20 protein-coding genes and 4 pseudogenes are annotated in these 22,036 nt (G+C 38.5%); 4 read left to right on the top strand and 20 right to left on the bottom strand.

The genetic code is table 11. The features are described 5' to 3' along the window. Positions 1 to 25: 25 nt before the first annotated feature. From RBB56_RS09115 to RBB56_RS09145, 7 genes are all read right to left on the bottom strand, one after another. Positions 26 to 1,060, bottom strand: coding sequence for a sensor histidine kinase (locus RBB56_RS09115; RefSeq protein ID WP_306722051.1), 1,035 nt, complete (start codon positions 1,058 to 1,060; stop codon positions 26 to 28). Between the two features lie 26 nt (positions 1,061 to 1,086). Next, positions 1,087 to 2,697, bottom strand: coding sequence for a response regulator transcription factor (locus RBB56_RS09120; RefSeq protein ID WP_306722052.1), 1,611 nt, complete (start codon positions 2,695 to 2,697; stop codon positions 1,087 to 1,089). 266 nt (positions 2,698 to 2,963) lie between these two features. Further along, the gene (locus tag RBB56_RS09125; RefSeq protein WP_306718550.1) at positions 2,964 to 3,344 is read right to left on the bottom strand and encodes a DUF1284 domain-containing protein; all 381 of its coding nucleotides are present in this window, start codon (positions 3,342 to 3,344) and stop codon (positions 2,964 to 2,966) included. 83 nt (positions 3,345 to 3,427) lie between these two features. Beyond that, positions 3,428 to 3,985, bottom strand: coding sequence for a biotin transporter BioY (locus tag RBB56_RS09130; RefSeq protein ID WP_306718551.1), 558 nt, complete (start codon positions 3,983 to 3,985; stop codon positions 3,428 to 3,430). 311 nt (positions 3,986 to 4,296) lie between these two features. Beyond that, on the bottom strand, positions 4,297 to 4,950 hold the full coding sequence (locus RBB56_RS09135) for a flavin reductase (protein ID WP_306718552.1): 654 nt from the start codon (positions 4,948 to 4,950) through the stop codon (positions 4,297 to 4,299). Between the two features lie 43 nt (positions 4,951 to 4,993). Then, the gene (locus RBB56_RS09140; protein WP_306718553.1) at positions 4,994 to 5,215 is read right to left on the bottom strand and encodes a hypothetical protein; all 222 of its coding nucleotides are present in this window, start codon (positions 5,213 to 5,215) and stop codon (positions 4,994 to 4,996) included. 85 nt (positions 5,216 to 5,300) lie between these two features. Next, a complete protein-coding gene (locus RBB56_RS09145) occupies positions 5,301 to 5,990 on the bottom strand; it encodes a Crp/Fnr family transcriptional regulator (RefSeq protein ID WP_306718554.1) in 690 nt (229 codons plus the stop codon). Positions 5,991 to 6,190: 200 nt separating this feature from the next. Between RBB56_RS09145 and RBB56_RS09150 the strand changes: the two genes are divergently transcribed. Further along, the gene (locus tag RBB56_RS09150; protein WP_306718555.1) at positions 6,191 to 6,907 is read left to right on the top strand and encodes an ATP-binding protein; all 717 of its coding nucleotides are present in this window, start codon (positions 6,191 to 6,193) and stop codon (positions 6,905 to 6,907) included. A gap of 139 nt (positions 6,908 to 7,046) precedes the next feature. Here RBB56_RS09150 and RBB56_RS09155 read toward each other — a convergent pair whose 3' ends face one another. Then, positions 7,047 to 7,961 (bottom strand): AraC family transcriptional regulator, encoded by a 915-nt coding sequence (locus RBB56_RS09155; RefSeq protein WP_306718556.1) that lies wholly within the window; start codon positions 7,959 to 7,961, stop codon positions 7,047 to 7,049. Positions 7,962 to 8,060: 99 nt separating this feature from the next. Here RBB56_RS09155 and RBB56_RS09160 point away from each other — a divergent pair, with 99 nt between their 5' ends. Next, the gene (locus RBB56_RS09160; protein WP_306718557.1) at positions 8,061 to 8,813 is read left to right on the top strand and encodes a LysM peptidoglycan-binding domain-containing protein; all 753 of its coding nucleotides are present in this window, start codon (positions 8,061 to 8,063) and stop codon (positions 8,811 to 8,813) included. A 63-nt stretch (positions 8,814 to 8,876) separates the two neighbouring features. Here RBB56_RS09160 and RBB56_RS09165 read toward each other — a convergent pair whose 3' ends face one another. The 7 genes and pseudogenes from RBB56_RS09165 to RBB56_RS09195 all read right to left on the bottom strand — a co-directional run bounded on the left by RBB56_RS09165 (position 8,877) and on the right by RBB56_RS09195 (position 15,063). After that, complete coding sequence (locus tag RBB56_RS09165) at positions 8,877 to 9,812, bottom strand: 3'-5' exonuclease (protein ID WP_306718558.1); 936 nt, start codon at positions 9,810 to 9,812, stop codon at positions 8,877 to 8,879. Between the two features lie 119 nt (positions 9,813 to 9,931). After that, complete coding sequence (locus RBB56_RS09170) at positions 9,932 to 10,510, bottom strand: ATP-binding cassette domain-containing protein (RefSeq protein WP_306718559.1); 579 nt, start codon at positions 10,508 to 10,510, stop codon at positions 9,932 to 9,934. A gap of 177 nt (positions 10,511 to 10,687) precedes the next feature. Continuing rightward, positions 10,688 to 11,452: an ABC transporter permease gene (locus RBB56_RS09175; RefSeq protein ID WP_306718560.1), complete on the bottom strand. Its 765-nt coding sequence runs from the start codon at positions 11,450 to 11,452 to the stop codon at positions 10,688 to 10,690. Further along, positions 11,430 to 12,539: an ABC transporter substrate-binding protein gene (locus tag RBB56_RS09180; protein ID WP_306718561.1), complete on the bottom strand. Its 1,110-nt coding sequence runs from the start codon at positions 12,537 to 12,539 to the stop codon at positions 11,430 to 11,432. The genes RBB56_RS09175 and RBB56_RS09180 overlap by 23 nt, the downstream gene beginning before the upstream one ends. 13 nt (positions 12,540 to 12,552) lie before the next feature. Then, entirely contained in the window at positions 12,553 to 13,875 is a 1,323-nt protein-coding gene (locus tag RBB56_RS09185) for a DUF6688 domain-containing protein (RefSeq protein WP_306718562.1), read from the bottom strand. A gap of 355 nt (positions 13,876 to 14,230) precedes the next feature. Then, positions 14,231 to 14,752 (bottom strand): annotated as a pseudogene (locus RBB56_RS09190) (integrase DNA-binding domain-containing protein); the annotation flags it as partial. Positions 14,753 to 14,859: 107 nt separating this feature from the next. Next, positions 14,860 to 15,063 carry an excisionase gene (locus RBB56_RS09195; RefSeq protein WP_119957511.1) on the bottom strand — a complete coding sequence of 68 codons (204 nt, stop codon included), beginning with the start codon at positions 15,061 to 15,063 and terminating at the stop codon, positions 14,860 to 14,862. 47 nt (positions 15,064 to 15,110) lie between these two features. Here RBB56_RS09195 and RBB56_RS09200 point away from each other — a divergent pair, with 47 nt between their 5' ends. Next, a complete protein-coding gene (locus tag RBB56_RS09200) occupies positions 15,111 to 15,302 on the top strand; it encodes a helix-turn-helix domain-containing protein (protein ID WP_306718563.1) in 192 nt (63 codons plus the stop codon). A 104-nt stretch (positions 15,303 to 15,406) separates the two neighbouring features. Here RBB56_RS09200 and RBB56_RS18320 read toward each other — a convergent pair. From RBB56_RS18320 to RBB56_RS09225, 5 genes and pseudogenes are all read right to left on the bottom strand, one after another. Then, positions 15,407 to 15,517: pseudogene (locus RBB56_RS18320) on the bottom strand (winged helix-turn-helix domain-containing protein); the annotation flags it as partial. Positions 15,518 to 15,764: 247 nt separating this feature from the next. Beyond that, positions 15,765 to 16,190 (bottom strand): hypothetical protein, encoded by a 426-nt coding sequence (locus RBB56_RS09210; RefSeq protein ID WP_306718565.1) that lies wholly within the window; start codon positions 16,188 to 16,190, stop codon positions 15,765 to 15,767. Further along, the gene (locus RBB56_RS09215) at positions 16,187 to 16,819 is read right to left on the bottom strand and encodes a TetR/AcrR family transcriptional regulator (RefSeq protein ID WP_306718566.1); all 633 of its coding nucleotides are present in this window, start codon (positions 16,817 to 16,819) and stop codon (positions 16,187 to 16,189) included. The genes RBB56_RS09210 and RBB56_RS09215 overlap by 4 nt, the downstream gene beginning before the upstream one ends. 187 nt (positions 16,820 to 17,006) lie before the next feature. Then, positions 17,007 to 17,594 (bottom strand): annotated as a pseudogene (locus RBB56_RS09220) (conjugal transfer protein); the annotation flags it as partial. 1 nt (position 17,595) lies between these two features. After that, positions 17,596 to 18,494, bottom strand: a pseudogene (locus RBB56_RS09225) (MSCRAMM family protein); the annotation flags it as partial. A 455-nt stretch (positions 18,495 to 18,949) separates the two neighbouring features. Between RBB56_RS09225 and RBB56_RS09230 the strand changes: the two are divergent. After that, positions 18,950 to 20,641 carry a methyl-accepting chemotaxis protein gene (locus tag RBB56_RS09230; RefSeq protein ID WP_306718567.1) on the top strand — a complete coding sequence of 564 codons (1,692 nt, stop codon included), beginning with the start codon at positions 18,950 to 18,952 and terminating at the stop codon, positions 20,639 to 20,641. The last annotated feature ends 1,395 nt before the right edge of the window (positions 20,642 to 22,036 follow it).

The following is a 22,036-nucleotide window of genomic DNA, read 5'->3' on the forward strand; positions in this document are numbered from 1 at the left end:
CATAACCTGAAATCTTCAAGTACAGCTATCCCTGCTCTGTAATTACCGGCAATGTAATTTCTACATCCGTTCCGACACCCTTTGTACTATAAATATATACACCGTACTCTTCTCCGAATAATAGCTTAATTCGATTATTTACATTAATAATGGCAATGCCGCCCTTTTTCTCCCGCTTCGTTTCCACTAGATCTTCCATGGAATTTGTAAGTAGCTTATTATTCAATTCCTCCAAGATTTCACCCGGTATCCCCATTCCATCATCCGATATTCGGATAATCAAACGATCATAAGTACAGTCTATACGAATCCTCAGATTCCCTTTTCCTATCTTAGGTTCTATTCCGTGGTAAATGGAATTCTCCACAATCGGCTGTAATACCAGCTTGGGAAGAAAAAGATTCAAAGCGGATAAATCATCTTCTTCCTCGTCATATTCTATGCTAAAACTTAGCTTATCTCCGAACCTGTACTGCTGAATAATGTAATAGTTCTCTATATTCGAGAGTTCATCTTCCAATGTCACCAACTTATCCACATTCGATATCGTATATCGGAAAAATGTAGCAAGTGCCTCCGTCATGGATGCCACCCCGTCCATTCCGCTGCAAAGAGCCTCGCTTCGGATGCTCTCCAAAGTATTATATAGAAAATGAGGATTAATTTGATTCTGAAGCGCAAGGTACTGAGCCTGCTTCTTAGAGATATTTAAAACCTCCGTTCTGTTCAGGCCTTCTCCAAGCATACGCAATGCCTTATTGACATTGGGGCTGATATTCACACTTTCCTCAAGCAGATTATGTACTAAATATCCTTCCATATATAGTTTAATCATTTTATCAATTTGTTTATATTTTCTATACACTAATAGATAGCCTGAGTAAGCAAGGAAAGCCTGTATCACCAGACAAAGGATAAAAATGATACGGAATCCCTCCACCCGAAACGCTATGACCAGCATGGCACCTGCAACCAGCACATGAAATACAGATAATAAAAAAAACCAAAGTTTTATATTCTCGATCAGATACTTCTTATCTCTATTCACAATAATAATCACACCTTTTTTACACTATTTTTCATGGGTCATGAATATATTTTTCTATATTCGTTCGGTTTCAAGTTCGTATATTTCGCAAAACTTTTTGTAAAATGCTTATTATCGCTATATCCTACTTCCTCACAAATAGCTGCAACACTTAAGTTGGTATCTTTCAGAAATTCCTTTGCCTTTTCCATACGAAGCTCTGTTAAATATTCGGAAAAGGTCTTCCCCGTTTCTTTCTTGAACAATGAGCTGAAGTAAGTCGCATTAAATCCCACATAATCACTTACAATCTCCAGGGATACTGCTTCCTTGAAATTCTCTCTCATATACTGCTTGGCATCTCTGATAGGTTTATTATCCTCCTGCTGCTTCTCCTCTATCGATCTTCTGAACGATATAATAATTATGCGGGTCAAATAAGAGAAAATATCTTCCACAGTTCCTATATTCTCGATATCCTCACTGAATCTTTCAAAAAGGCCTTCGGCATCTTTTATCATGAACTTATTCTGCTTCATCGTAAATAAATAAAGATTCATCGCCTCTTTGGCCATCTGAATGATTTCATGACCTGTCGTATTCTCTTTATTCTTCAACGATGTCTGTAAATAGCGAATTGCATTTACAAGTAAAGGCTCACTCAACTTTTCCAACGAATCTATCATCTGTTTATTAAAGTCATAGAACAACTGACTATCCGCTACTTCATTCAGAGATACGTTCTCCCCTTCAATGACCTTGTTGATACCGAGAATAAGTCTTTGTTCGATCGCCCAGGATGCTGTCTTTAAAGAAATGGCAAGTTCGGATATGTGCTCTTTTGCAATTCCTACTCCTAATGTAATTCTAAGGTTTTCTAAAATATCCTTTTGCAAAAGTAATTCATCCAAAGTGGTTTTTAACTTTTTACGAATAATTCTTTTGCTTTCGCTGCCATAGTTAATCATCACGTAACACATACTTCTATCAAAAATACATTCTATTTCATAACATTCATCGGATAGCCTTTTATTTACCGCTTGTAGTACCTTATCTTGAATATATGTAATATTACTTTGTAAGGAATCGCTGATTCCATCTATCTTAATTAAAATAATCTGAAAGAATCCCTGCTTAAACTTATAGTGGTATTCTTTATTGATGATTTCATTTGTTATTTCATCTTTTCTTTTTTCTTTTCGGAATAATACCTCCGTAAAAAAAGCGGATCTTAATTTATCCACACTATTTTTAACTGTTATACGATTCTGCTCTTCCGTAGAAAGACGTTCCTTCTTTTCTAAATATGCTGCTTTGATTCTGATCAGTGTATCTGTCATTTCCGTTTTTTTAATCGGTTTTAACAGATATTCTTTTACCCCGTAGCGAATAGCATTCTGCGCATATTCAAAGTGCCTGTATCCGCTGATAATTATAATATCGATATCATCATAGATTTCTCTGGCTCTTCTTATCATTTCCAGCCCGTCATATCCCGGCATCCTAATATCTGTGATAACAATATCAGGATGATACTTGCGAATCGCTTCCAGCGCTTCTATTCCATTATGAACAATGGCTTCCACTTGCATATCCAATTGTCCCCAATCTACTAATCTATAAATTAATTGGCAGATCTTATCTTCATCATCGGCAATAATAACTTTCATTTTAATACCTTGCCTTTCCACATATGTCTCACATATTCATTACTCGTCACTACACTACATTATAAAGTATATCATAACTGTTCAGTGCCTTCACAGTTACAATTTATCTTACTACAAGATTTAATAAATTTCCAGAAATAGAAGTATAGGGCTTATCGACAAAAGTCTGCTTCGTTCACTCTCGCGGCTAAAAACTTTGACAGCACAAAAGCCGGAAGCTTACACTTCCGGCCTTTGTACCGTCTCGAATCTATAATCAACGAGTATTATGAATTTCTATGACAGATATTACTCCACTCACAATCACCGCAAATTTCTTTTCTCCTTCCGGCTCCGATAATATTTTCTTCTACCAATCTTTCGAACTGCTTCCATTCCATTTCTCTGCCCGCTTCCAGACCGCATAGATGGAGCACCTGACTATCATATCGAAGTACCTTCTCTTCACTTTCACAGTATTTCTCTTTATTGTGAGGGCAGGCACTGCATATCTCGTCCATTCTTTCAAGTAGCCTAACCATGGGATTTTTATCAAGCACCCCTTTTATTTCTGCCATATGCTTTACGAATCCATTGCTATAGCCCTTCCCCTCGAAGAAGGCAAGGCACATCCCGTGATGCGCCCGTATTTTATATATGTTCATCATACCCTTATTCCTCATTATATCTTGTCCGCAAGCGGCCACGGTATGTTTTTTGCACACTCGCTTTGCTCGGCGCAGTTATAATTTTATATGGACTCAATTACCTTATATAACCGTTTGCTCAACAAAGATGCTAAGCTCAGTTTTATAATATCGGGAATAATAAATGGAATAACACACCAGCTAAGAACCGTTCCCAATCCAATCGGGCCTGAATTCCTCGCATATACTATCATAAACCATGCAGTACCAAACGCATAGCAGGCTATTAACCCTAGCACCATGGAAATAATTAATACCCAAGACTTTCTGCCGAATAACTTCTCCATGCCCCACATAATTAATGCCGTAAACAAGAACCCAATAATATACCCCCCTGTGTTACCGATGAGGGCTCCAACACCTGCAGAGAATCCGGCAAATACCGGAACTCCAATAACTCCTAACAAAATATAAACGAGAACTGCTAAAGTACCTCTCTTTCCTCCGAGTACACCTACTGCAAGAAAGACTGCAAAGGTCTGCAAAGTAAAGGGTACCATAGTGGGAATGGATATCCACGAACAAATCGCGATCAATACTGCAAACACTGCTATGTATACCATTTGATAAGTTTTATTCTTCGTTGCTCCTACTGCTTCCATTATTGGCTCCCATCTGCATGCTTTAGCACGCGAACAAATTTAGAACTTTATTTCCCGGACTCGAAGAAATTATATCATTGAGATTTTCAATTGTCAACTATTATAAATTTTAAGTTAACAATCCTTTCGTACGCGTAGTCCGCATCCTGCACGGAGCGTTTTATTCTATAAGGATTGGTTCTATAGGATTAGTACTTTTATGCCTTAGTGCAGCAAGGTTTTCCTATAGAATAAAACAGCCCGCGATAAAGAGCTATTATTCTCTGCCTTTATCGCGGGCTGTTATTATATTAATCGCTATGTAACTGTTCTTATTCTTCCACGCGGGTGAATCTATCATCTCCCACACTGCAAACAGGACAACGGAAGTCCTCCGGCAACGGATCGCCTTCGTACACATAACCGCATACTTGGCACACATATTTCACCTTGCTTTCGCTAACCTTTACGGGTTCTTCCTTTGTCTCCTGTAAATAAGTAGGAGCATTTTTAGGGCTTTTCCCTTTGATTACATTATGATAATAGCTATATGTCATCGCCTGAGCAGATGGGTCATATACCTCTCCATCGAGTACTTCCCCAAGAAATACTGTATGCGTTTCCGTTTCCATCTTATCGATTACCTTACATACTACATAACCACATGTAGACTTCACTACAGGAACTCCCTGTACAATTTCATAGTTTACTTCGTCAAACTTGTCCACGTCTTTTCCTGAACAGAAACCGAATCTGCCGATTAAGCCGGAATCCGAATCCTCAGCAAGAATAGAAAATGTGAAGTTGCCGTTCTTATCAATACACTCATTCGTATAATTGTCATGATTAATGCTTATCGCTACTGTTGGCGGGTTGGATGTAATCTGCATAATGCTATTAGCAATACAACCTGTAGGACGCTCTCCATCCATCGTTGAAACAACATATACCCCATAAGACATATCTCTGAAAACATTAAAATCCATATCTAATTCCCTCACTTTTGTAAATTATCGTAATACAGAATACCTAAGCAATTCTTTTTTCTAAATCTTCAATACGCTTTTCTAATTGATCTATTTTCTTAATCAGGATAGATACTGATTCTCGCTCTAACTTACAAGTATTTATCTCATTATGCATAATTTCAAGTGTGTCTTCTATTTTATCAAAACGTCTTTCTATTTTATCTTGCATTCGGTCAAGTTCACCAATAGTGGCATTAAATAATTCTTTCGTTTCTTTGTCCATATCTATGCCCCCCTTGTGTGGGTATAAGTATAACATATTCTGAGTATGAAGTCTATTCGATCACCTGCAAAATATCCACAGTATTCTACCGCTTTATAGTAATGGTAAATCTATTCTTTTCATAGGCGATAAGTCCTTCTTTCTGTAGCTTGCTTAGCTCCTTGGAGAGAGCACTTCTATCCACAGAAAGATAATCTGCCATCTGCTGTCTGTCAAAAGGAATAATGAACTGGGCACTATGTGCCTTTCTGGATTGTTCCGATAAATAGGAAAGAATCTTCTCTCTTGTACTTCTTTGTGTCATATGGCCCATTTTGGATGTCAACATAAGATTCTTACCGGCAAGTACATCGAGGAGATTCCGAATCAGAATATGGTGAAATCTTTCTTCTGCCTTATGCATCCCTGTAACCTTATAAATATTAAGAAAAAGTACCTCTGATTTCTCAGCGGCAATTACATCCACACCTAGTTCCTCCGAATGAAGGCATGCATAAGTTTCCGCAAATATTTCTCCCGGTCCTATCTTTGTCAGAATATTTCTATTTCCCCAAAAATCTTCTTTTACGATATGAGCATTGCCCCGAAGCACAATCCCCAACAGATCTACATGTTCCCCCATCCGAAAAATAAATTCTTCCTTTTCATATGTTTCCACATAGGCCCCTAGCGCATGGAACATTTCTTCAATTTCATTCTCCTCAATTCCTGTAAAGAGGGGATTTTCTTTAACTATCTTGCTATATCCCTTCATCGTATCTCTATACCTTTCCACCGTAGGGAATCTATCATTTTTATCTTTTATTCCTGATTTTTATTTCTTATTTTTATTCTTCTATTTTTATCTCTTATTTTCGTTGTAAAAACAACATACTTATTTTTTATATTTTACTATAATCTTTTCATAAGAACAAGATTTCTATTTATTTTGACGACAAATAAATTATTAGTTATGAATGAAAGGACGATTCAACAATGAAAAGAACAATTATAAAAATTGATGCGGATAAATGTAACGGATGCGGAGCTTGTATATCAGCATGTCATGAGGATGCAATTATAATGGTAGATGGAAAAGCTACTTTATTACGCGATGATTATTGCGACGGTCTTGGCAACTGCCTTCCTGCCTGCCCTACGGATGCGATCAGCTTCGAAGAACGTGAGGCCGCACCTTTCGATGAAGAAGCGGTGAAACGTAATCAGGCGCTGAAAGCCGCACAGAATTCTATGCCTTCCGGATGCCCCGGCACACGTACAAGAATGATTGAAAGAACATCTGTTAATAAGGAAGTAGAAGCAAGCACTCACAAATCTGAGGATATCGGCAGCGAATTAATGCAATGGCCTGTTCAGATTCAGTTAGTGCCTATCAATGCACCTTACTTTGATAATGCCAATCTTTTGATTGCTGCAGATTGTACTGCATTTGCTTACGGCAATTTTCACCGTGAATTCATTAAAAATCATGTTACTGTTATCGGCTGCCCTAAGTTGGATATGATAGATTATAGTGAAAAGTTAACGGAAATCATTAGAAATAATAATATTAAAAGCGTTAAGATTATACGTATGGAAGTTCCCTGTTGCGGCGGAATCGAAGCTGCTGCTAAGCAAGCGCTTCAGGCCAGCGGGAAATTTATTCCTTGGCAGGTAGTGACCGTAGGAACTGACGGAGAATTACTTGCATAATCATAAAAAGGGTTGGGAGGTCTTACCGGATATCGTCGGTAAGGCCTCCCTTTTTTATAATGAAATATTCAGTTAACTAATCAGGCAATTAGCTAACTGAATATTACTATAGCGCAGATATTCACTTTAAAATATATTATTAACGACAATTATTATCATTATTCTGCCATTTTTGTCTATACTCGGCTGGAGTACATCCAAAATTTTCCCGGAAAATCTTCCCAAAATAGCTACTGCTTCCAAGGCCGCAAGCATTACTTATAAAAGTGATGGATTCCCTGCCATTAGCCAATAAATGACATGCTATCTGTAGCCTATAGTTATTTAGATATTCTACCGGAGTTATTCGCATATGCTCTTTAAAAGACCGATAACATTCCCTCTCACTGATAAACGCTGCCCGGGCAATTTCTTCCACCGCTAGTTTCTGATCATAGTGCTCGTGAATGTAATTTATCATTGTTTTTAACTTTTCATTTACCTTTCCATTTACTTTCTTCTCTTGAGGAAGCGTCTGCGCTATTTGCAAAAGATGATACCATATGCCGGAAAGTGTTTCATTTAATTTAATTTCGTATGCGAAATCTTCCTTATTCACTTTAAAAGAATTTCTTATTTTTTCTAAGATCTCTTCATGCTGTCCCTCATAAAATCCAAGGATTTCAATCGATGGAGACGTAATAAAAGGACGAATATATTTCTGCTCTGCCAAACTTCCCGGCCTTCCTCCAATTAAAGCAGGATCAAAGATATGAAGTTTTTGAATCGTACTTTTCTCGTTCACCGGCTGCCTTGTCATATGAAGAACATTGGAATTAATGATTCCACCGCTTCTTTCAGGAAAGATTACTTTACCTTGAGGCGTATAATATTCCAGACTTCCTTTTTCAATGTAGAATAATTCTACCTCCTTATGCCAATGCCACGATGTATACGTTATCGTATATTTACTGAATTCAACATAAGAAGCAAGGTATGGGAAGTCAAATGTCACTCCCGGAAGCACCTCTTCTTTACTCTCCTTTATCAATTGCAATCCATCAAAAACTCGCAAAATATCCTTCTCCTTTTCTCCTTGATAGGGGGATATTACATAAGTGGCAAAAGGCATCTCCAGGCATATAGTATTAATAAATAAAAAAGAGGTAATATCATGAATCGCCCCTCAAAAATACAATATGTTATTAACCAAAATGATAATTTATATCAACTTTCCCGTTACTATCAAACGACCGTACCGGAGATTCTCACTTTAAATCCAAATATCGATCCCTATGATCTTCAAGCCGGAAGTTCTATTACCATCTGCCCAGGTGATCAATTCGTAAGCACTTCCTGCGATTCTAATCCTCCTGCATGTCCCAATCCCATCATACAACGTAATCTATACAGCAGCATGCTCCAGGCATGGCTTCAACATGCATATTGGACACGCCTGCTTCTTGTCAGCACTACTAATACATTAGATGATGAGGGCGATACGATGTCACGAGCTTTACGAAATCCCGCGGATATCACTAAGGTTTTCACTACCTACTATTCACCGGCTACCGTTAACATAATCGAACAACTTCTCGCCGAACATATGAGGATAGAAAGTGAATTAATCACTGCAATGCGCGATGACCAGTCAGCGGAATCCGAAGCATTAAGTAAAAGATGGCATCAAAATGCTGACCAAATGGCTGAGACCTTCAGCAACATCAATCCTTTTTATAATACAGAAGATGTGCGCGATATGATTTACGAACACCTGAGACTAAGCATTCATGAGATAGAAATGCATCTATCGAACGACTATGAGGCCAGTATCGAAGCCTTCACTGAGGTAGAACAGTCAATTATTAAAATATCCCATTATTTTTCTTCCGGTATTATAAGTCAATTTCCCCAGAAATTTATGTAGCCTTTACCTGTTTTTTTCGGACTATCGCTCCTACAGGCTCAATCTGCGGTTCGATAGTCCATTTTATTCCTTAGAAATATTTTTCTTCGTACGCTCTTTTTTCTCTTTTATCTCGACCATTTCACTTTCAGGTATCAGTTTTATTGTTTTTACCGCATATAGCTTTTCATTTTCTGCCTTTCTAATTCGAACCTTCGCTTTTACATATCCATGATTATTACATAGACCAATGCTGTAATAATGTTTTCCGTTAGGAGAAAACCACTTAATCTTACGCTTAATATTTTTTCGGCAAAGATAGCATTTTGTGCTCATGATCTCCCTATCCTCAAGTATGTCCTGCTTGCTGTCGAACTCTCTGGAGATATACTTCGCATAATTATCGAATATTTCAAACACTTCTTCTTTTTTACTCTTGGGCAACGAAAAAACATCGAAAGAAATATTCTTAAACACCCACATTTCTATACATGTCAGAACCTTGGCCGTATAGCACGCATCGCTGAACGCCCTATGAAAGGGAATATCCTTCTTTATGTCAAGAAAATCTATGGCATATTCCAAGGTTCTGCGAGACTTCTTATCCTCAAATGCAATACTGAACAGCTTCTGTATATCATAAAATTTGAAGGGCCGGTCCGAAAGAGGAGGTATCTTATAATACCTCATATTCCGCTGCAACTCTGTCAAGTCCAAAGGACCCCAAGTGCAAAACATAAAATCGCTGCCGCACCAGGACAAAAATTCCTCTGCCACCTCTTTAAACAACTTTTCCCCTTGAAGCTGTTCTATCCGTAGATGTATCAACTTCTTCGTAATATGATGCATTTCCCGATAAATCTGAGGTTTTATTAATCGGTTGAATTCACCAATTATTTCGAACTCCTCATTCAACTTCAATGCACCAATTTCTATAATTTCAAAAGGAACTTCCTTTATTTCCTTTTCCTTACCTGTATTGCTCTGGTTCCACTCCAAATCAAACACTATATAATTCATGTAAGATACCTTCCCTCTATAGAAGAGTTTATCCTTAAGCCATCTTTTTTATTTTGAATTCTTTTCTTATAAATGTCAAGAAATATACGACTTCAAGCCTTTATTCCGGTTCCAAATGACTATGCTCCCATATGGATAATATTTCCACCCATGAACTTCGCTTCATTATCCTCATGAGTTACAAAAATCACCGTTTTACCGGCACTTTTTTCGAGAGTATACTCCATCATCTCTCTCTTATTATCTTCATCCAACCCTTTAAAAGGCTCATCCAGAATCAAAATATCATAAGATGCCATAAGTGCCCGGACAAGTGCAACCCTTCGGCGCATTCCGCCGGATAATTCTCTCACCGGCTGCATCCTGCTTTCCCGAAGTCCCACCTTGCATAGCTCTTCTTCCATCTTACTTACGGATATCCCGCGGCCACATACGAGGCGAATATTAGATATAGGGCTTAGATTCTCACAAAGTCTATCCTCTTGAAACACCATACTAACTCGTTTCTGCCCTATTCCTTCCACCTCTCCTTCATCAGCAGACTCAAGTCTCGCAAGAATTCTAAGGAGAGTCGTTTTTCCCACACCTGAAGGTCCCATAATAGAGGTGATTCTCCCCTCCTCTATCTTCGCGCAAAGATGGTGAAGAACCTGATTTTTCCCATATCTCTTCGATAAATTATTTATAATGATATCCATTGTCTATAACTCCCTTACGTTTTCAACAGCCTTCCATTCTTTTCACTAGCTTATCGTTACCATTCAGCCTACGGCTTCCTAGTAACAATTCATGCACAGAAATACTGCTCCACAGTATTTCGCGCTTGCAAAACTCGGGTTTTCTGTAACCTTCGCTAACAAAAACACCTCGCGATGCTAATGGTTGAATAGTAACAACTTATCCACAAAAAATAGGAATAACTTCTCAAAACTGACACTCAATATGATAATAGTTAAGGTCCATGCGAATAAATCCGGAGTCTGCAAATATATCTTAGCCTCATATAGCTTCTCTCCAATGGAACCTTTCGGAATCCCAATAACTTCCGCTGCCACTCCTGCCTTCCAGCAAAGTCCAAGGGACAAAGAGGCTGCCGTTCTAAAATACGGCATGAGCTGAGGTATATAAAGGTATCGAAGACGTTTACGTCGAGACACTTGGAAAACCTGTGCCATTTCCAAAAGTTGTCCGTCCATCTGTCCTATTCCTTCCAGAATATTCTTATAGATAATCGGCAATACCATAAGAAATGAAATGACCACTGCAAGATTGCGGGAAGGCACCCAGATTAAAATGAGAATAATAAAAGAAGCCACAGGTATTGTCGTCATAACAACGATCAGAGGCTGTACCAGCTCCCTGATAACCCGGCTAAAGAAACTGATACCGGACAGAAAAGTTCCGACACACAATGCCAAAAGAAATCCTCCGATAATCCGTAAAAAGGAAAAGGCGATGGAACTCCAGAATTCTGAAACCGTCATAAGCTGCAGCAGGCGCAGCAATACAACAACAGGAGATACCAAGAGTACCTCCTGCCCAATGAAACGGGCCCCTATCTCCCATACGGTAAGCCATAGAAGAACTGCCCATATTTTTGTTGTTTTCTCATTCGGTTTATCTCCTGTAATAAAAATCATCCTCCGGAACCGCTCCTCCCACAGCCTTTTCATTTTGTTCCATCAATACATTCAGATAGCCTGATAACTGCTCCTGCATTTCAGTACCTTCTATAAAGGTAATATTACAATAGGGAAGGGCCTTGCTTGCTACTGCTGCCGGAACAATATCGAACTTTTCAATAAGGGCGGCTGCATCCTCTATATTCCCATTTACATAGGATACGGATTCCTTATAAGAATCCAGAAAGGCATTTACCGCATCCGGATATTCCTTCGCGAACTCAGTTCTTACAATAATGACTCCCGTGAGCAATGCGCTAGAATCCCCGTCCTCTGTCTGCACTTTATCCCATTCTTGATTTAGATCCAAAGCAATTCTTATCTTATCATTCTTTGCCTGTGCAGTTGTAACGAAAGGCTGGGGAAGCAAAGCGATCTCACTTTCCTGTGAAGACGCAGTAAGAGCCGCCACGCACTCCGTATGCTCAGACTTCCATTCGATAGTTACATCCTTTTCAGGGTCAATTCCGTTCTCCATGAGAATATAATTGAGCGCATATTCAGGAGTAGCTCCTTTTCCGCTGGCATATATCGTCCTCCCCGTTAGGTCACCGACCGAATGAACAGTGTTGCCTGTATCCACAATGTAAAGCACTCCCAATGTATTAATTGCAAGGACTTGCACTTGTTTCTGCGTATTATTATAAAGTACCGAAGCTAAGTTTGCCGGAACTGCTGCAATATCCACCTCTCCCTGAACAAGTTTCGGCATTACCTCGTCCACAGAAGCAACGATGGAAAAGTCATAATTATTGCTGTTCACACTTCCGCCTTCCGCTTCATCCATCAGCTTTACTAAGCCCATCGCTGTCGGCCCTTTCAAAGCCATCACACGAATATCTGTTAGCGCTTCTTCTTTATCCATCAAGTCCTGGGAATGCTCTTCGGAGAGACTTTCCAACTCCGCCTCTTCTGCAATGTTCTCCTCTGAAAGAATATTTTCAGTCTGCGCGTTGCTTTCCTGAGAACTTCCCTGATTACCACAGCCAGCTATAAATAATAGAATTAAGGTTAGGCTGGTTATTAACATGAGTGCTTTCTTCATAATATTTCTCCTCTTAATGTTTTATAATTTTATGTTCACCTTTCATATACTGTACCGCAATTCTATTCTCTGGCTTGCAGTCGCATAGATAAATAACAGCCAAAAAGAACCATTCCGCCGGTTTCATCAGGAAATAAATAAGATCGGCGGTATATGGAGACTTTATATGCTTTGCAATGGGATAGCCATATTTATCATACACCCCTCGTATCAATGCATGCAAACGCGGTGTCTTTTCTTCCAGAATCTGCTCGAATGCATTTGCAATACAAAGCTGCCTGTTGACGATAACTTCATTCCCATGCCTTATTCCGAGGCGCAGCGGTTTTACTATCTTTTTATGCCCGCCAGCCGCCACAGTACATAGGTAATGTTGATCATACATAATATTCTGAGGTGCTATGCGCTGAGAGAAATTCCAATCCGCTGTTTCTGTCCACGCCTTAATAACGCTATCCGGCTGCTGACCGAATAACATCATAATCAAAATAATGACCCCAAGAAGAGGAATTGTGAACAGTAATCCTACGAGCGGCCAATTGGCTGAATTCATTAACCATGAATAAAAGCGAGAAAGTAAAGGGCTTTGGGGAAAATGGTTTTCTTTTATGGGCAAATTGGATTCCATTTCCAAATCGGGCTGGTGAATCTTTCGCCATTCCTTTATCACATCCTTTATCGTTTTTAAAATTATAACGATAAAATTAGCCGGTAGTATGCACAATACCAATATGTTGAAATCGCTGCCCCAAAGCTGTACTATCCAGAGAATACATCCTACAGCGCCCAGGTACATAGCAGCGATGCCAAGAACGGCCAGCAAGGGAGATATCTTCTCCAGCGATTTATAACGGAGGAGAAAATATCCAAGTAACGCAATGATAACTATAGCGCATATGGTCGGCATTGTTCCTGTATGAATGGGCGTATGTAATTGACTATTGTATAGTTGCTGCTGCCAATCCTCCAATACAATATTCGAAAATTCGGTGAGTAAATATAAAAAAGAATATACTGTCCCCAGGAAAATAATCAAAAGCTCTATCTTCTTATCACTTCTCAAAGCCTTCTCCGACGGGTTTTTAATAAATAATGAAATTAGATTCATAAGCGTTAGAACCGGAGGTAAGACGATAAATAATGTAAACAGAATGAAGCCCCAGAAAAATCCGTATATATCATCTATCCTTAAGCCACTATGCCACACTTCTTCTATAAGTACGAAGATTCCCATAACAAAAATAATCAAGGAACTTACGATCAAGCTCAAAGCTATCGGCCGCTTTTCATAAAATAATATTATTTTACCGAATATCTTTTTTACCTTATCCTTCATCTTTTCCTACCCCTTTTTACGCTCTTTTCTGTCTTTCAATATACCATATAACAGGTCTTTGTGAAACTCACACTTTAAATAATTTTACCCCATACGAAGGGACGGCATTTACGAGCACTGTTCCTTCTAACTTCAGAATCTCCTCATTCCAAAGTTCTTTTGCATAAGTCCCCTCTATATTTTCACACATAAACTGCTCTACATCTGTTATATTACAACTTATCTCCTGTATTTCGTTACTTAAGTTGAATATTTTCCCATAACAATGGGATTTACCGTCCACATCATGTTCATAAGAAGCTGCTCGATGAACATAGGTATAAATAAATTCTTTAAAGTTATTTTTCCCTCCGTATATCATTTCATCACGATACTTTTCATAAACCTTGTCGCTTTCCATAAAGGACAACAGTTTTGCTTCCTGTTCTGGGGTTAAAGCAATCTTAGGTTCTGTATCATCTTCCAGAACATCACTCAATTTAAAGTCGAAAGGGTTCTTTCTGATACACCATTCTTTAGCGTCTGACTGCTTGACCGTATCAATGCTTCTAGCACCGAGGGGGTCTTTTTTCAGAATGTCCATAAGATACTTGCGTCCCTTTTCCGTATTGCGTTTGATGTTCTTTCTGTGGCTGTTCTTCTTCGCATAAAGCTGGCAGACCGTCATTTTCTTTCCAACTGTGTCAATACCGTCATTAAGGTCTTTTTGTATCGACTGTTCCTTTTCTCGGAGTGATATATCCTCACGTTTCCCTGCTGGGGTTTTATCCGTTGGAACAAGTTTCCAAGCATACTCAAACTTCGGCTCTCCAAGTGCGTTTATATATTTGTAGGCGTATCTTCCGTCTTTTCTCTGGCTCTCTCCAGTCCTTAAAATTCGTCCTTTGCTATCACGTCTTTTTTACATGATGTTAAGCTCCTTTCAAAGTAGAAAGAGCCTTGATACGACTACCTATATTATACCATACTTCAGTCTCATTTTCACTAAATAACGTCCAAAGTATCAACGATTTTTTCAAACTGTTTCCGCTTAATCTGCACACGGTTTCCATTCATAATGACCCATCCAGAATTGATATTTTCCTCTGCCAACTTACGCAGTTTCTTCTCCCCGATACGGAAGTATTTTGACGCTTCCTCAATCGTCAGCGTGTATCTTTCCCAAATTGGCACATCAGTATTGTTCATAGTGTACCACCTCCTTTATGTGCTTTTTCAGAAGCAGACAGACGGCTTTGGAAACGGTTGCTGACAAAATAGGTGTCACTCCGCAACACGTCAGCAATATAGAAACTGGTAATTCTAGCGTCAGCCTAACGACACTTGTTGCGATTGCTAATCTGCTGAAAGTGTCGGCTGATGAATTGTTATGTGACACTATCTTGATTGCAATGATTATGAAATACGGGTATTGGTTGATGTATTGAAAGCGACCAAGGCTTCCATGCGAACCGTAAAACTCTTTGAAACTACTATAAATGAAAATGAATAAAACCGTAGTCTGTATAGATCACACGAGTGTGAAGTACAGCTACGGTTTTTCTTCATTGAATTTGTAACCTACACCCCAGACTGTAAGAATGTACTTTGGACTTTGTGGGTCTGGTTCTATTTTCATTCTTAGCTTTCGTATAAAACCTGTTAAGTTCTTAGCGTCTGATAATACCCATTTTTCAGTGTTCATTCTTGGTACCTTTTTTCGCCTGTTCTTACGTTCCTTTCTGGCTTCTTTTCGTTCTTTTTTTGCTTCAATGCGTTCGCAGGCTGGAAAAGACTGGTGTTTGGAAAGTTGGTGATGTTCTCGGCAAGCGTCACAATTTCCATGTCTTTTACATTTTGTTCTTTTACAAGGGCAATCTTTATTCTCCATATGTTTCCTCCAATGGTTATTAACTTCGACACACATTGATACACTTCACAATACCAACAACAATCAGAATTACCGGCACGATTAAAGTAACAAAAAAGCAGGGAAGAAAGACAGTAAAAGATATTCCTTGTGCCGAGAGTAAAATGATAGTAAGTGGTGCAATGATTAAAAGTGCAGAGCCACCTGAAATTGCATAAACCCATTTTACTATGCTCTCTAACTTTTCCTGCTCAATTTTTTTATGACGCAATATACCCAATATTCCACTTGAAAGAAGTAATAGGGACGCAATAGATATACAACACATCAAAATGGTTACATAAACAGGATAGTCGTATCCCTGTGCCCTCAATAAAATCAATGATAAAATACCAAATGAAACAGAAAGAATACTAATAATTATTTTTATGATAGTTACCATGTGAATTTTTCCGTTTGTTTTCATTTTCCACCTCCTTTTAAATTCTGGGCGTTTAGCAGCAGGCTAATGTCTATGTTTAATGTGTTGGCGATTGCTTGTGGTAGATATTCCAAATTATGTGCTATGTTTTCTCTTGTCATACTATTTCCATGATTGAGTGCTCCTAAAGAACCACCAATAATATAATTGGCATAAAAGTCCGCATTTTCAAGGACTAAAATCCCGTCTTTTATACCTTGTTTCAAAACAGACGCAAGCAACGGAGCTAACATTGAAGTCATTTGTCTAGTCAACTTATTCAAGACAATTTCATTAGAAGCAGTAAAGAAAGCTTCCATACCAATTGTTTGTGAGGACATTTGTCTTATTACATCTAAAATGCCAACCAATTTTTCGCTAAATGTACTATTAGGATTATCCAGTAAGAAAATTATCTTTTGCACGTATAATGCCGCCCATTTTTCAACAAGCACATTTAGAATTTCCTCCTTGCTTTGGTAGCAACGATAAAACATTCCCGTTGCCCCATTTGCTGCTTGCATAATATCAGCAACAGAAGTTTCTTCAAAACCTTTTGACATAAACAGATTTTGTGCTGCATTTAAAATTTCATTTTTCCATTGTTCGGGTGGTTTCTTTACAGGTCGTGCCATTTTTATTTTCTTTCTTTAAGAATGATTATTGAATCGTATTCATTAACTATTATATACGCATTTTTGCATTGTGTCAATGTACGCTTATAAATTTGGGCTGTAATAAAATGAGTCAAATAGAATATCCTATATTATGAGTAAAAGGCTTGCAAATCATATCCTAATATGGAGCAAGCCTTAGTCTACTTTAACCTACAATCTTCCAGTTTCCGTCTTTATGAAGCACAAGCACAAACTGTGAAATCTGTGTTGCTTTTGTCTGATTATCAAGGAATTTTACAGCAACACTCACTTTTACATTTTCCCCGTCCTGTGAGAATATCGGGTTTATCAATTCTGAATACAGGTAATCGCCGTTTATCGGTTCAATGACATTCCCAACCACATAGTAGGCAAGCTCCTTCTCTGTGGCTGTCGGGTAGAGCTTAAAGAATGTTTCAAGAAACGCCGTAGCGTCCTGTATGGTTTCAACGTCCACCGTTCCGTCTGCTTCCTTTGCCTTTGGCTCATAGCTTGACTTCTTGTGTTCTGGGGCAAGGGTCGGGTTCTTTATGATTACCATATTTCCGTTTGTGTCCACATGGACAGCCACGTTATAGGTAGCACTAACCGTTTTCGTCTGGTCGCCCTCCTTTATCTGCTGATCTACTTCGTAGGTAGCAGTAAACTCGTTCTCCCCAGACTGTGCTACATTCCATATCTGCACGTCACTGACCGTTGAGCTGGTCGGTATATCCGTCCGTATGGTGTCTACATTCAAGTCTTGCATTTCCTTTGGCTTGCATATATGCACCCTCTAGCAAGTAACCTGTGGGAGCTTTGGTTTCTTCCACCGTTATCGTCCCTAAAGGCAGACAGTTGATACCGTTTTGTGTGTAGAAGCTGTCCCCAGACACTTTGTACTTGTCAGCTAAACGGGTAACATAGTGAACCGTACCGTCGCTGTCTTTTTCAGCAAGTGTCTGTGTTGTCCACGTTCTTGTAGGGTTGGCTGGAAGATTATCCTTGTTGTAGTAACCGTCATAATACTTCCACGTAAATTCTGCACCAGCAAGGGAAGCGTTCCCCTGTGCATTGGCTTTTCCTGTTTCCAAGTCAATCTTGAAAAGCTCAAGCAAGGTTTCTGTGACCTTTGGCGTGTCACTCACTTTCAAAGTTGCAGTTTTGCCAGCTTCTACAGCCAGCGGATATACCTTTTTGTCCAGCTTAAAGCCAGCAGGAGCTTGCTGTTCCTTGATAAATACTGTGCCAGCCTTTACTTCTATGGCTTCGGTATTCCTGTTACTATTAGCCGTAAGGGTGGCAATAACATTCTGGCAGTTCTTATCAGAATAGGCACCGTAGACCGCCCCAGCAAGGGAATACACGTCACTGCCATTCGTAACGCTGGTATTGGAGGAAACTTTCTGGAACTTTGCCCGACATTCAGTTTCGCCCAGAACTGCCCTATATCCTGCCCGTTGCCAGTGTAGATATAACCGCCACATTCATAGCGTCCTTTATTTGCTTTCACAGAAGCCTTTGCACCAGCGTAGACTTCATCTTATACCGCCTTTGATATTTCATCATAGGAAGCACGGACATTATCACAGTTCCAGCCCAGATGAACACTTAACCTCTGCCATACAACACACTGCTCCAATAAGTAAAACTGTTTGTAATTCAGTCCTGTATGGTAAGCTAAAGCGATTGTTATCACACCTGCATAGCAGGTGGTTTATTAAAAGATTGCTATACAAATAGAAAAGGAACGCTGAAATTTGTGCGTTCCGTAGTCTATATGCTTTATTTAATTTTGATGTTTCAATACTGATGTGCTGTACCATATCTTTGCATATCCTAGAATATCAGCGTATCAAGGCTCATTCGTCAGTAGTAAATAAGTAGTAAAATGAATGGTTGCAATCCTTTGATAGTGCGATAGATATAGTGTTTTAGGGGATAATCAAAATTTTACTGTGTTTTTTATATAAAATGCTAACATATCTATTAAAATTATGATACAATGCACATAAAGGAAATCAAGCTATCTAACACTCAGCTTGATTTCCTTTATCTGATAACATCGTTATACTTATGAAAAAAAGAGCGGGAATACGACTCTAAACTACGGAAGGGGAATACATTATAATGAACAAATTAAAAAATCTCACTATTGGTAAAAAATTGAGGGCTGGATTTAGTATCGTTCTCGCCCTAATGATACTATCTTCTCTGCTTTCCTTAATCAGTATTACTACTATTGGAAATCAAGTGGAACTATACGGACAATATACAGTACCAAACAATACATATCTTACTAATATACGAGTAAATATGCAGAATGTTCTTTTCAATCTACTGGAAGCTATTACAGAAGAAGATCCCGGCTACGTCAAAGCGGCTCTTGATGATGCGGATGTGAAAGCGAAAATAGTTGCTGAGAATTTGGAAGCATTTAAAAGTAATAGACGTGATAACTCCGATGCGGAAGAACTTGAACGCCTTACCATTGCTATCAGTGACTCAGCCGCAATCAGAAAACAAATTGTAGAACTTACCCTCACTGATTCAAAAGAAGACCGGGGTAAAGCTCTCAGAATGTTTTGGGATGAATATAGACCAACACTGAACGTTGCAATAGATATTCTTAACGAATACGATGTCATAGCAAATGAACAGGCTACAAAGCAAAATTCAACCTCTGCCTTTATTATGAATATTTCATGGTTTATACTGTTAGGCTGTGGTATTGCCTCTATTGTACTTACCATTTTTGTTATTAAAACAACAACAAGGTCTATCTTGAATCCTGTTGATGAAATTATGAAATTATACGAAGAAGTTGCCAAAGGTAATATGAACGCAGAAATCAAATATGAAAGTTCCGATGAAATGGGGCAATTGGCAAAACTTATTCAGAAAAGTAATGAGATGATGAGTGATATTCTCAAGGATGTATCCGAAAAGTTTAACCGAATTGCTGATGGAGACTTAAGTGTCACGGTGGATATGGAATATCCCGGCGACTTTAAGATACTTAAGGAAACAATAAGCAATACGGTATCTACTTTAAATCAGACAATGCATATTATCAATGCGACTGCGGAGCAAGTCAGCGAAGGCTCCGACCAAGTCTCAGATGCGGCGCAGTCATTAGCTGCTGGTTCTACACAACAAGCCGCTTCCATACAGGAATTAAGCGATTCTATCGAAAAAATCTCGCATCAAAGTTCAGAAAACCTTGCTATTATCGATACGGTATCGAATTCAGTTAAGCAAACAAGTAATGCGGTTAACGATGGAAATGCTCAAATGATGCAGCTCACAAATGCGATGGAAAATATCGGTTCCTCTTCCAACCAAATTGCTGATATTACAAGGGCCATTGAAAGTATTGCATCTCAGACCAATCTTCTCGCTCTAAATGCTGCAATTGAAGCTGCTCGTGCCGGAGATGCAGGAAAAGGATTCGCTGTTGTGGCTGAGGAAGTACGCGATCTCGCCGCTAAATCAGCGGAGGCCGCCCAACAGACCGGCGAACTTATCGAAGCTTCTGTCAGCGATGTTTCCAAGGGAATGCAGATAACGAAACAGATGGATACGATTTTAAAGAATGTAATGAAAAGTACCGGGGAAGTAACAGAAGAATTTGTTAAGATCGAACAGGCTTCCATAGAACAAGCGGATGCAATTGAACAGATTAAAACGGGACTTTCTCATATTTCTGCTGTTGTACAAAACAATGCTGCTACCGCAGAAGAGAACTCTGCAACAAGTGAAGAAATGTCATCTCAGGCCATGATGCTTCGTGAAGAAGTCAGTAGATTCAAGTTAAACTAATTCTTCTCTTTATATAAATATTTCTTACTAATAATAGCGCCGAATAACTAATGATAAGTTATTCGGCGTTTTGTTATGGCTATATTTTCTTATAATAAATCTTCTATACTCGGAATGAACTAATTTGTTCTTTCTCCTTTATTTCTTTTATTTTCATGCGTTACATTTTCGTCGATTCATATTCTTCAAATTGCGCTATTACATAAAAACCCTGTCATTCTCGATTACCTGCGTTACTATGCCCTCTCCCGCAAGCATTCTCTCATTAAACGGATAATTGCCCGACTTTGCTGTCTGGTTCCATATTCAATTGTACATTTCACAGCAGCTACTTAAGTCATAACTTAACGGAAAAGCAGTCATAGTTACTTGAATCATAACTTTATCGATTTAACGTATAAAATTATTATTATAAAATAATACTGCAAAAACGACCCTTTTCATAAGCTGTCTCTGCGGACGATTGATTCATTCCGATACGTAAATGTGTTCTTTTTTCCAACAAAAAATACATCTTACTGTGTCTCGTCAAGATAAATCTATATAAGTAAGAATCTTTGTGCGGCATTAACCAAAATTCAAGCCTATGCCAGGTATTCAATTAATCAGCTACTGCCTCGTTCATTCTTAATTTTCTCATATATATTTGTTCTCCTTTCGAAATCACGAATGTGTTATTTAGAAATAGGTGCTTCCCACTTAAATTCAAGATAGTATAGAATACGGACCTCGTCAAGCAACATTTCCATATATGTCGGCATAAAAAAATCTTTTTACAGTTTGCCATTAACAAATAATAAAAAGCAACTATACCATGTGTTCAACAAATCGTCAGTATCCTATTTTCACCAGATCATTTAAGTTCAATAATACATTCTGCCACCTGTCATCATGGAAAAATTTTTCAGATGCAATATCTCTTTCGTTAGGAATGGTGTAGTGTTTATCTTTTGATTTTTATATTTGATAATCGAAGCTTTTTTCCTCCGTTCCTACTTTTTAAAATAATACTTCGGAAGACAAATATTATATCATCATCTAACTCTATCTTACATATCTCTCCAAACATTTCACCAATAGTTTTCTCATATACCAGTAATCCTTTCTTATAGCATTCATATCCATAGTTGCCTTAGAATCAAGACCAACCATCACCGCAATCAGAAATACACCCTTTCAGATAAAGTTCTCTGATACCTCGAAACAGATATTTTTCTGAAAATCTATCCAACATAAGTTCTACATTACGAGCTGTACCGATATAGATTTCTCTTTTTCAAATTTTTTATTATTATTTTTAATTTCATTGCATTTTTCATAACAATACCTCCAGATATGTTCGAGTCCTTTTTCCACCTTCAAAACTTTTGCGTACTCAGATAAGAGTGGAATATT

Origin of the sequence: Kineothrix sp. MB12-C1 (assembly GCF_030863805.1) — a bacterium.
In the GTDB taxonomy this organism is placed as follows: Bacteria; Bacillota; Clostridia; order Lachnospirales; family Lachnospiraceae; genus Kineothrix.

Bases quoted from the DNA above. Each gene is read 5' to 3' on its own strand.
- RBB56_RS09140 (WP_306718553.1), bottom strand. From the start codon at position 5,215: ATGGACAAAGAAACGAAAGAATTATTTAATGCCACTATTGGTGAACTT.
- RBB56_RS09125 (WP_306718550.1), bottom strand. From the start codon at position 3,344: ATGATGAACATATATAAAATACGGGCGCATCACGGGATGTGCCTTGCC.
- RBB56_RS09210 (WP_306718565.1), bottom strand. From the start codon at position 16,190: ATGAAAACAAACGGAAAAATTCACATGGTAACTATCATAAAAATAATT.
- RBB56_RS09170 (WP_306718559.1), bottom strand. From the start codon at position 10,510: ATGGATATCATTATAAATAATTTATCGAAGAGATATGGGAAAAATCAG.
- RBB56_RS09165 (WP_306718558.1), bottom strand. From the start codon at position 9,812: ATGAATTATATAGTGTTTGATTTGGAGTGGAACCAGAGCAATACAGGT.
- RBB56_RS09130 (WP_306718551.1), bottom strand. From the start codon at position 3,985: ATGGAAGCAGTAGGAGCAACGAAGAATAAAACTTATCAAATGGTATAC.
- RBB56_RS09230 (WP_306718567.1), top strand. From the start codon at position 18,950: ATGAACAAATTAAAAAATCTCACTATTGGTAAAAAATTGAGGGCTGGA.
- RBB56_RS09150 (WP_306718555.1), top strand. From the start codon at position 6,191: ATGAAAAGAACAATTATAAAAATTGATGCGGATAAATGTAACGGATGC.
- RBB56_RS09120 (WP_306722052.1), bottom strand. From the start codon at position 2,697: ATGAAAGTTATTATTGCCGATGATGAAGATAAGATCTGCCAATTAATT.
- RBB56_RS09215 (WP_306718566.1), bottom strand. From the start codon at position 16,819: ATGGCACGACCTGTAAAGAAACCACCCGAACAATGGAAAAATGAAATT.
- RBB56_RS09175 (WP_306718560.1), bottom strand. From the start codon at position 11,452: ATGATTTTTATTACAGGAGATAAACCGAATGAGAAAACAACAAAAATA.
- RBB56_RS09195 (WP_119957511.1), bottom strand. From the start codon at position 15,063: ATGAACAATACTGATGTGCCAATTTGGGAAAGATACACGCTGACGATT.
- RBB56_RS09185 (WP_306718562.1), bottom strand. From the start codon at position 13,875: ATGAAGGATAAGGTAAAAAAGATATTCGGTAAAATAATATTATTTTAT.
- RBB56_RS09180 (WP_306718561.1), bottom strand. From the start codon at position 12,539: ATGAAGAAAGCACTCATGTTAATAACCAGCCTAACCTTAATTCTATTA.
- RBB56_RS09160 (WP_306718557.1), top strand. From the start codon at position 8,061: ATGAATCGCCCCTCAAAAATACAATATGTTATTAACCAAAATGATAAT.
- RBB56_RS09135 (WP_306718552.1), bottom strand. From the start codon at position 4,950: ATGGATTTTAATGTTTTCAGAGATATGTCTTATGGGGTATATGTTGTT.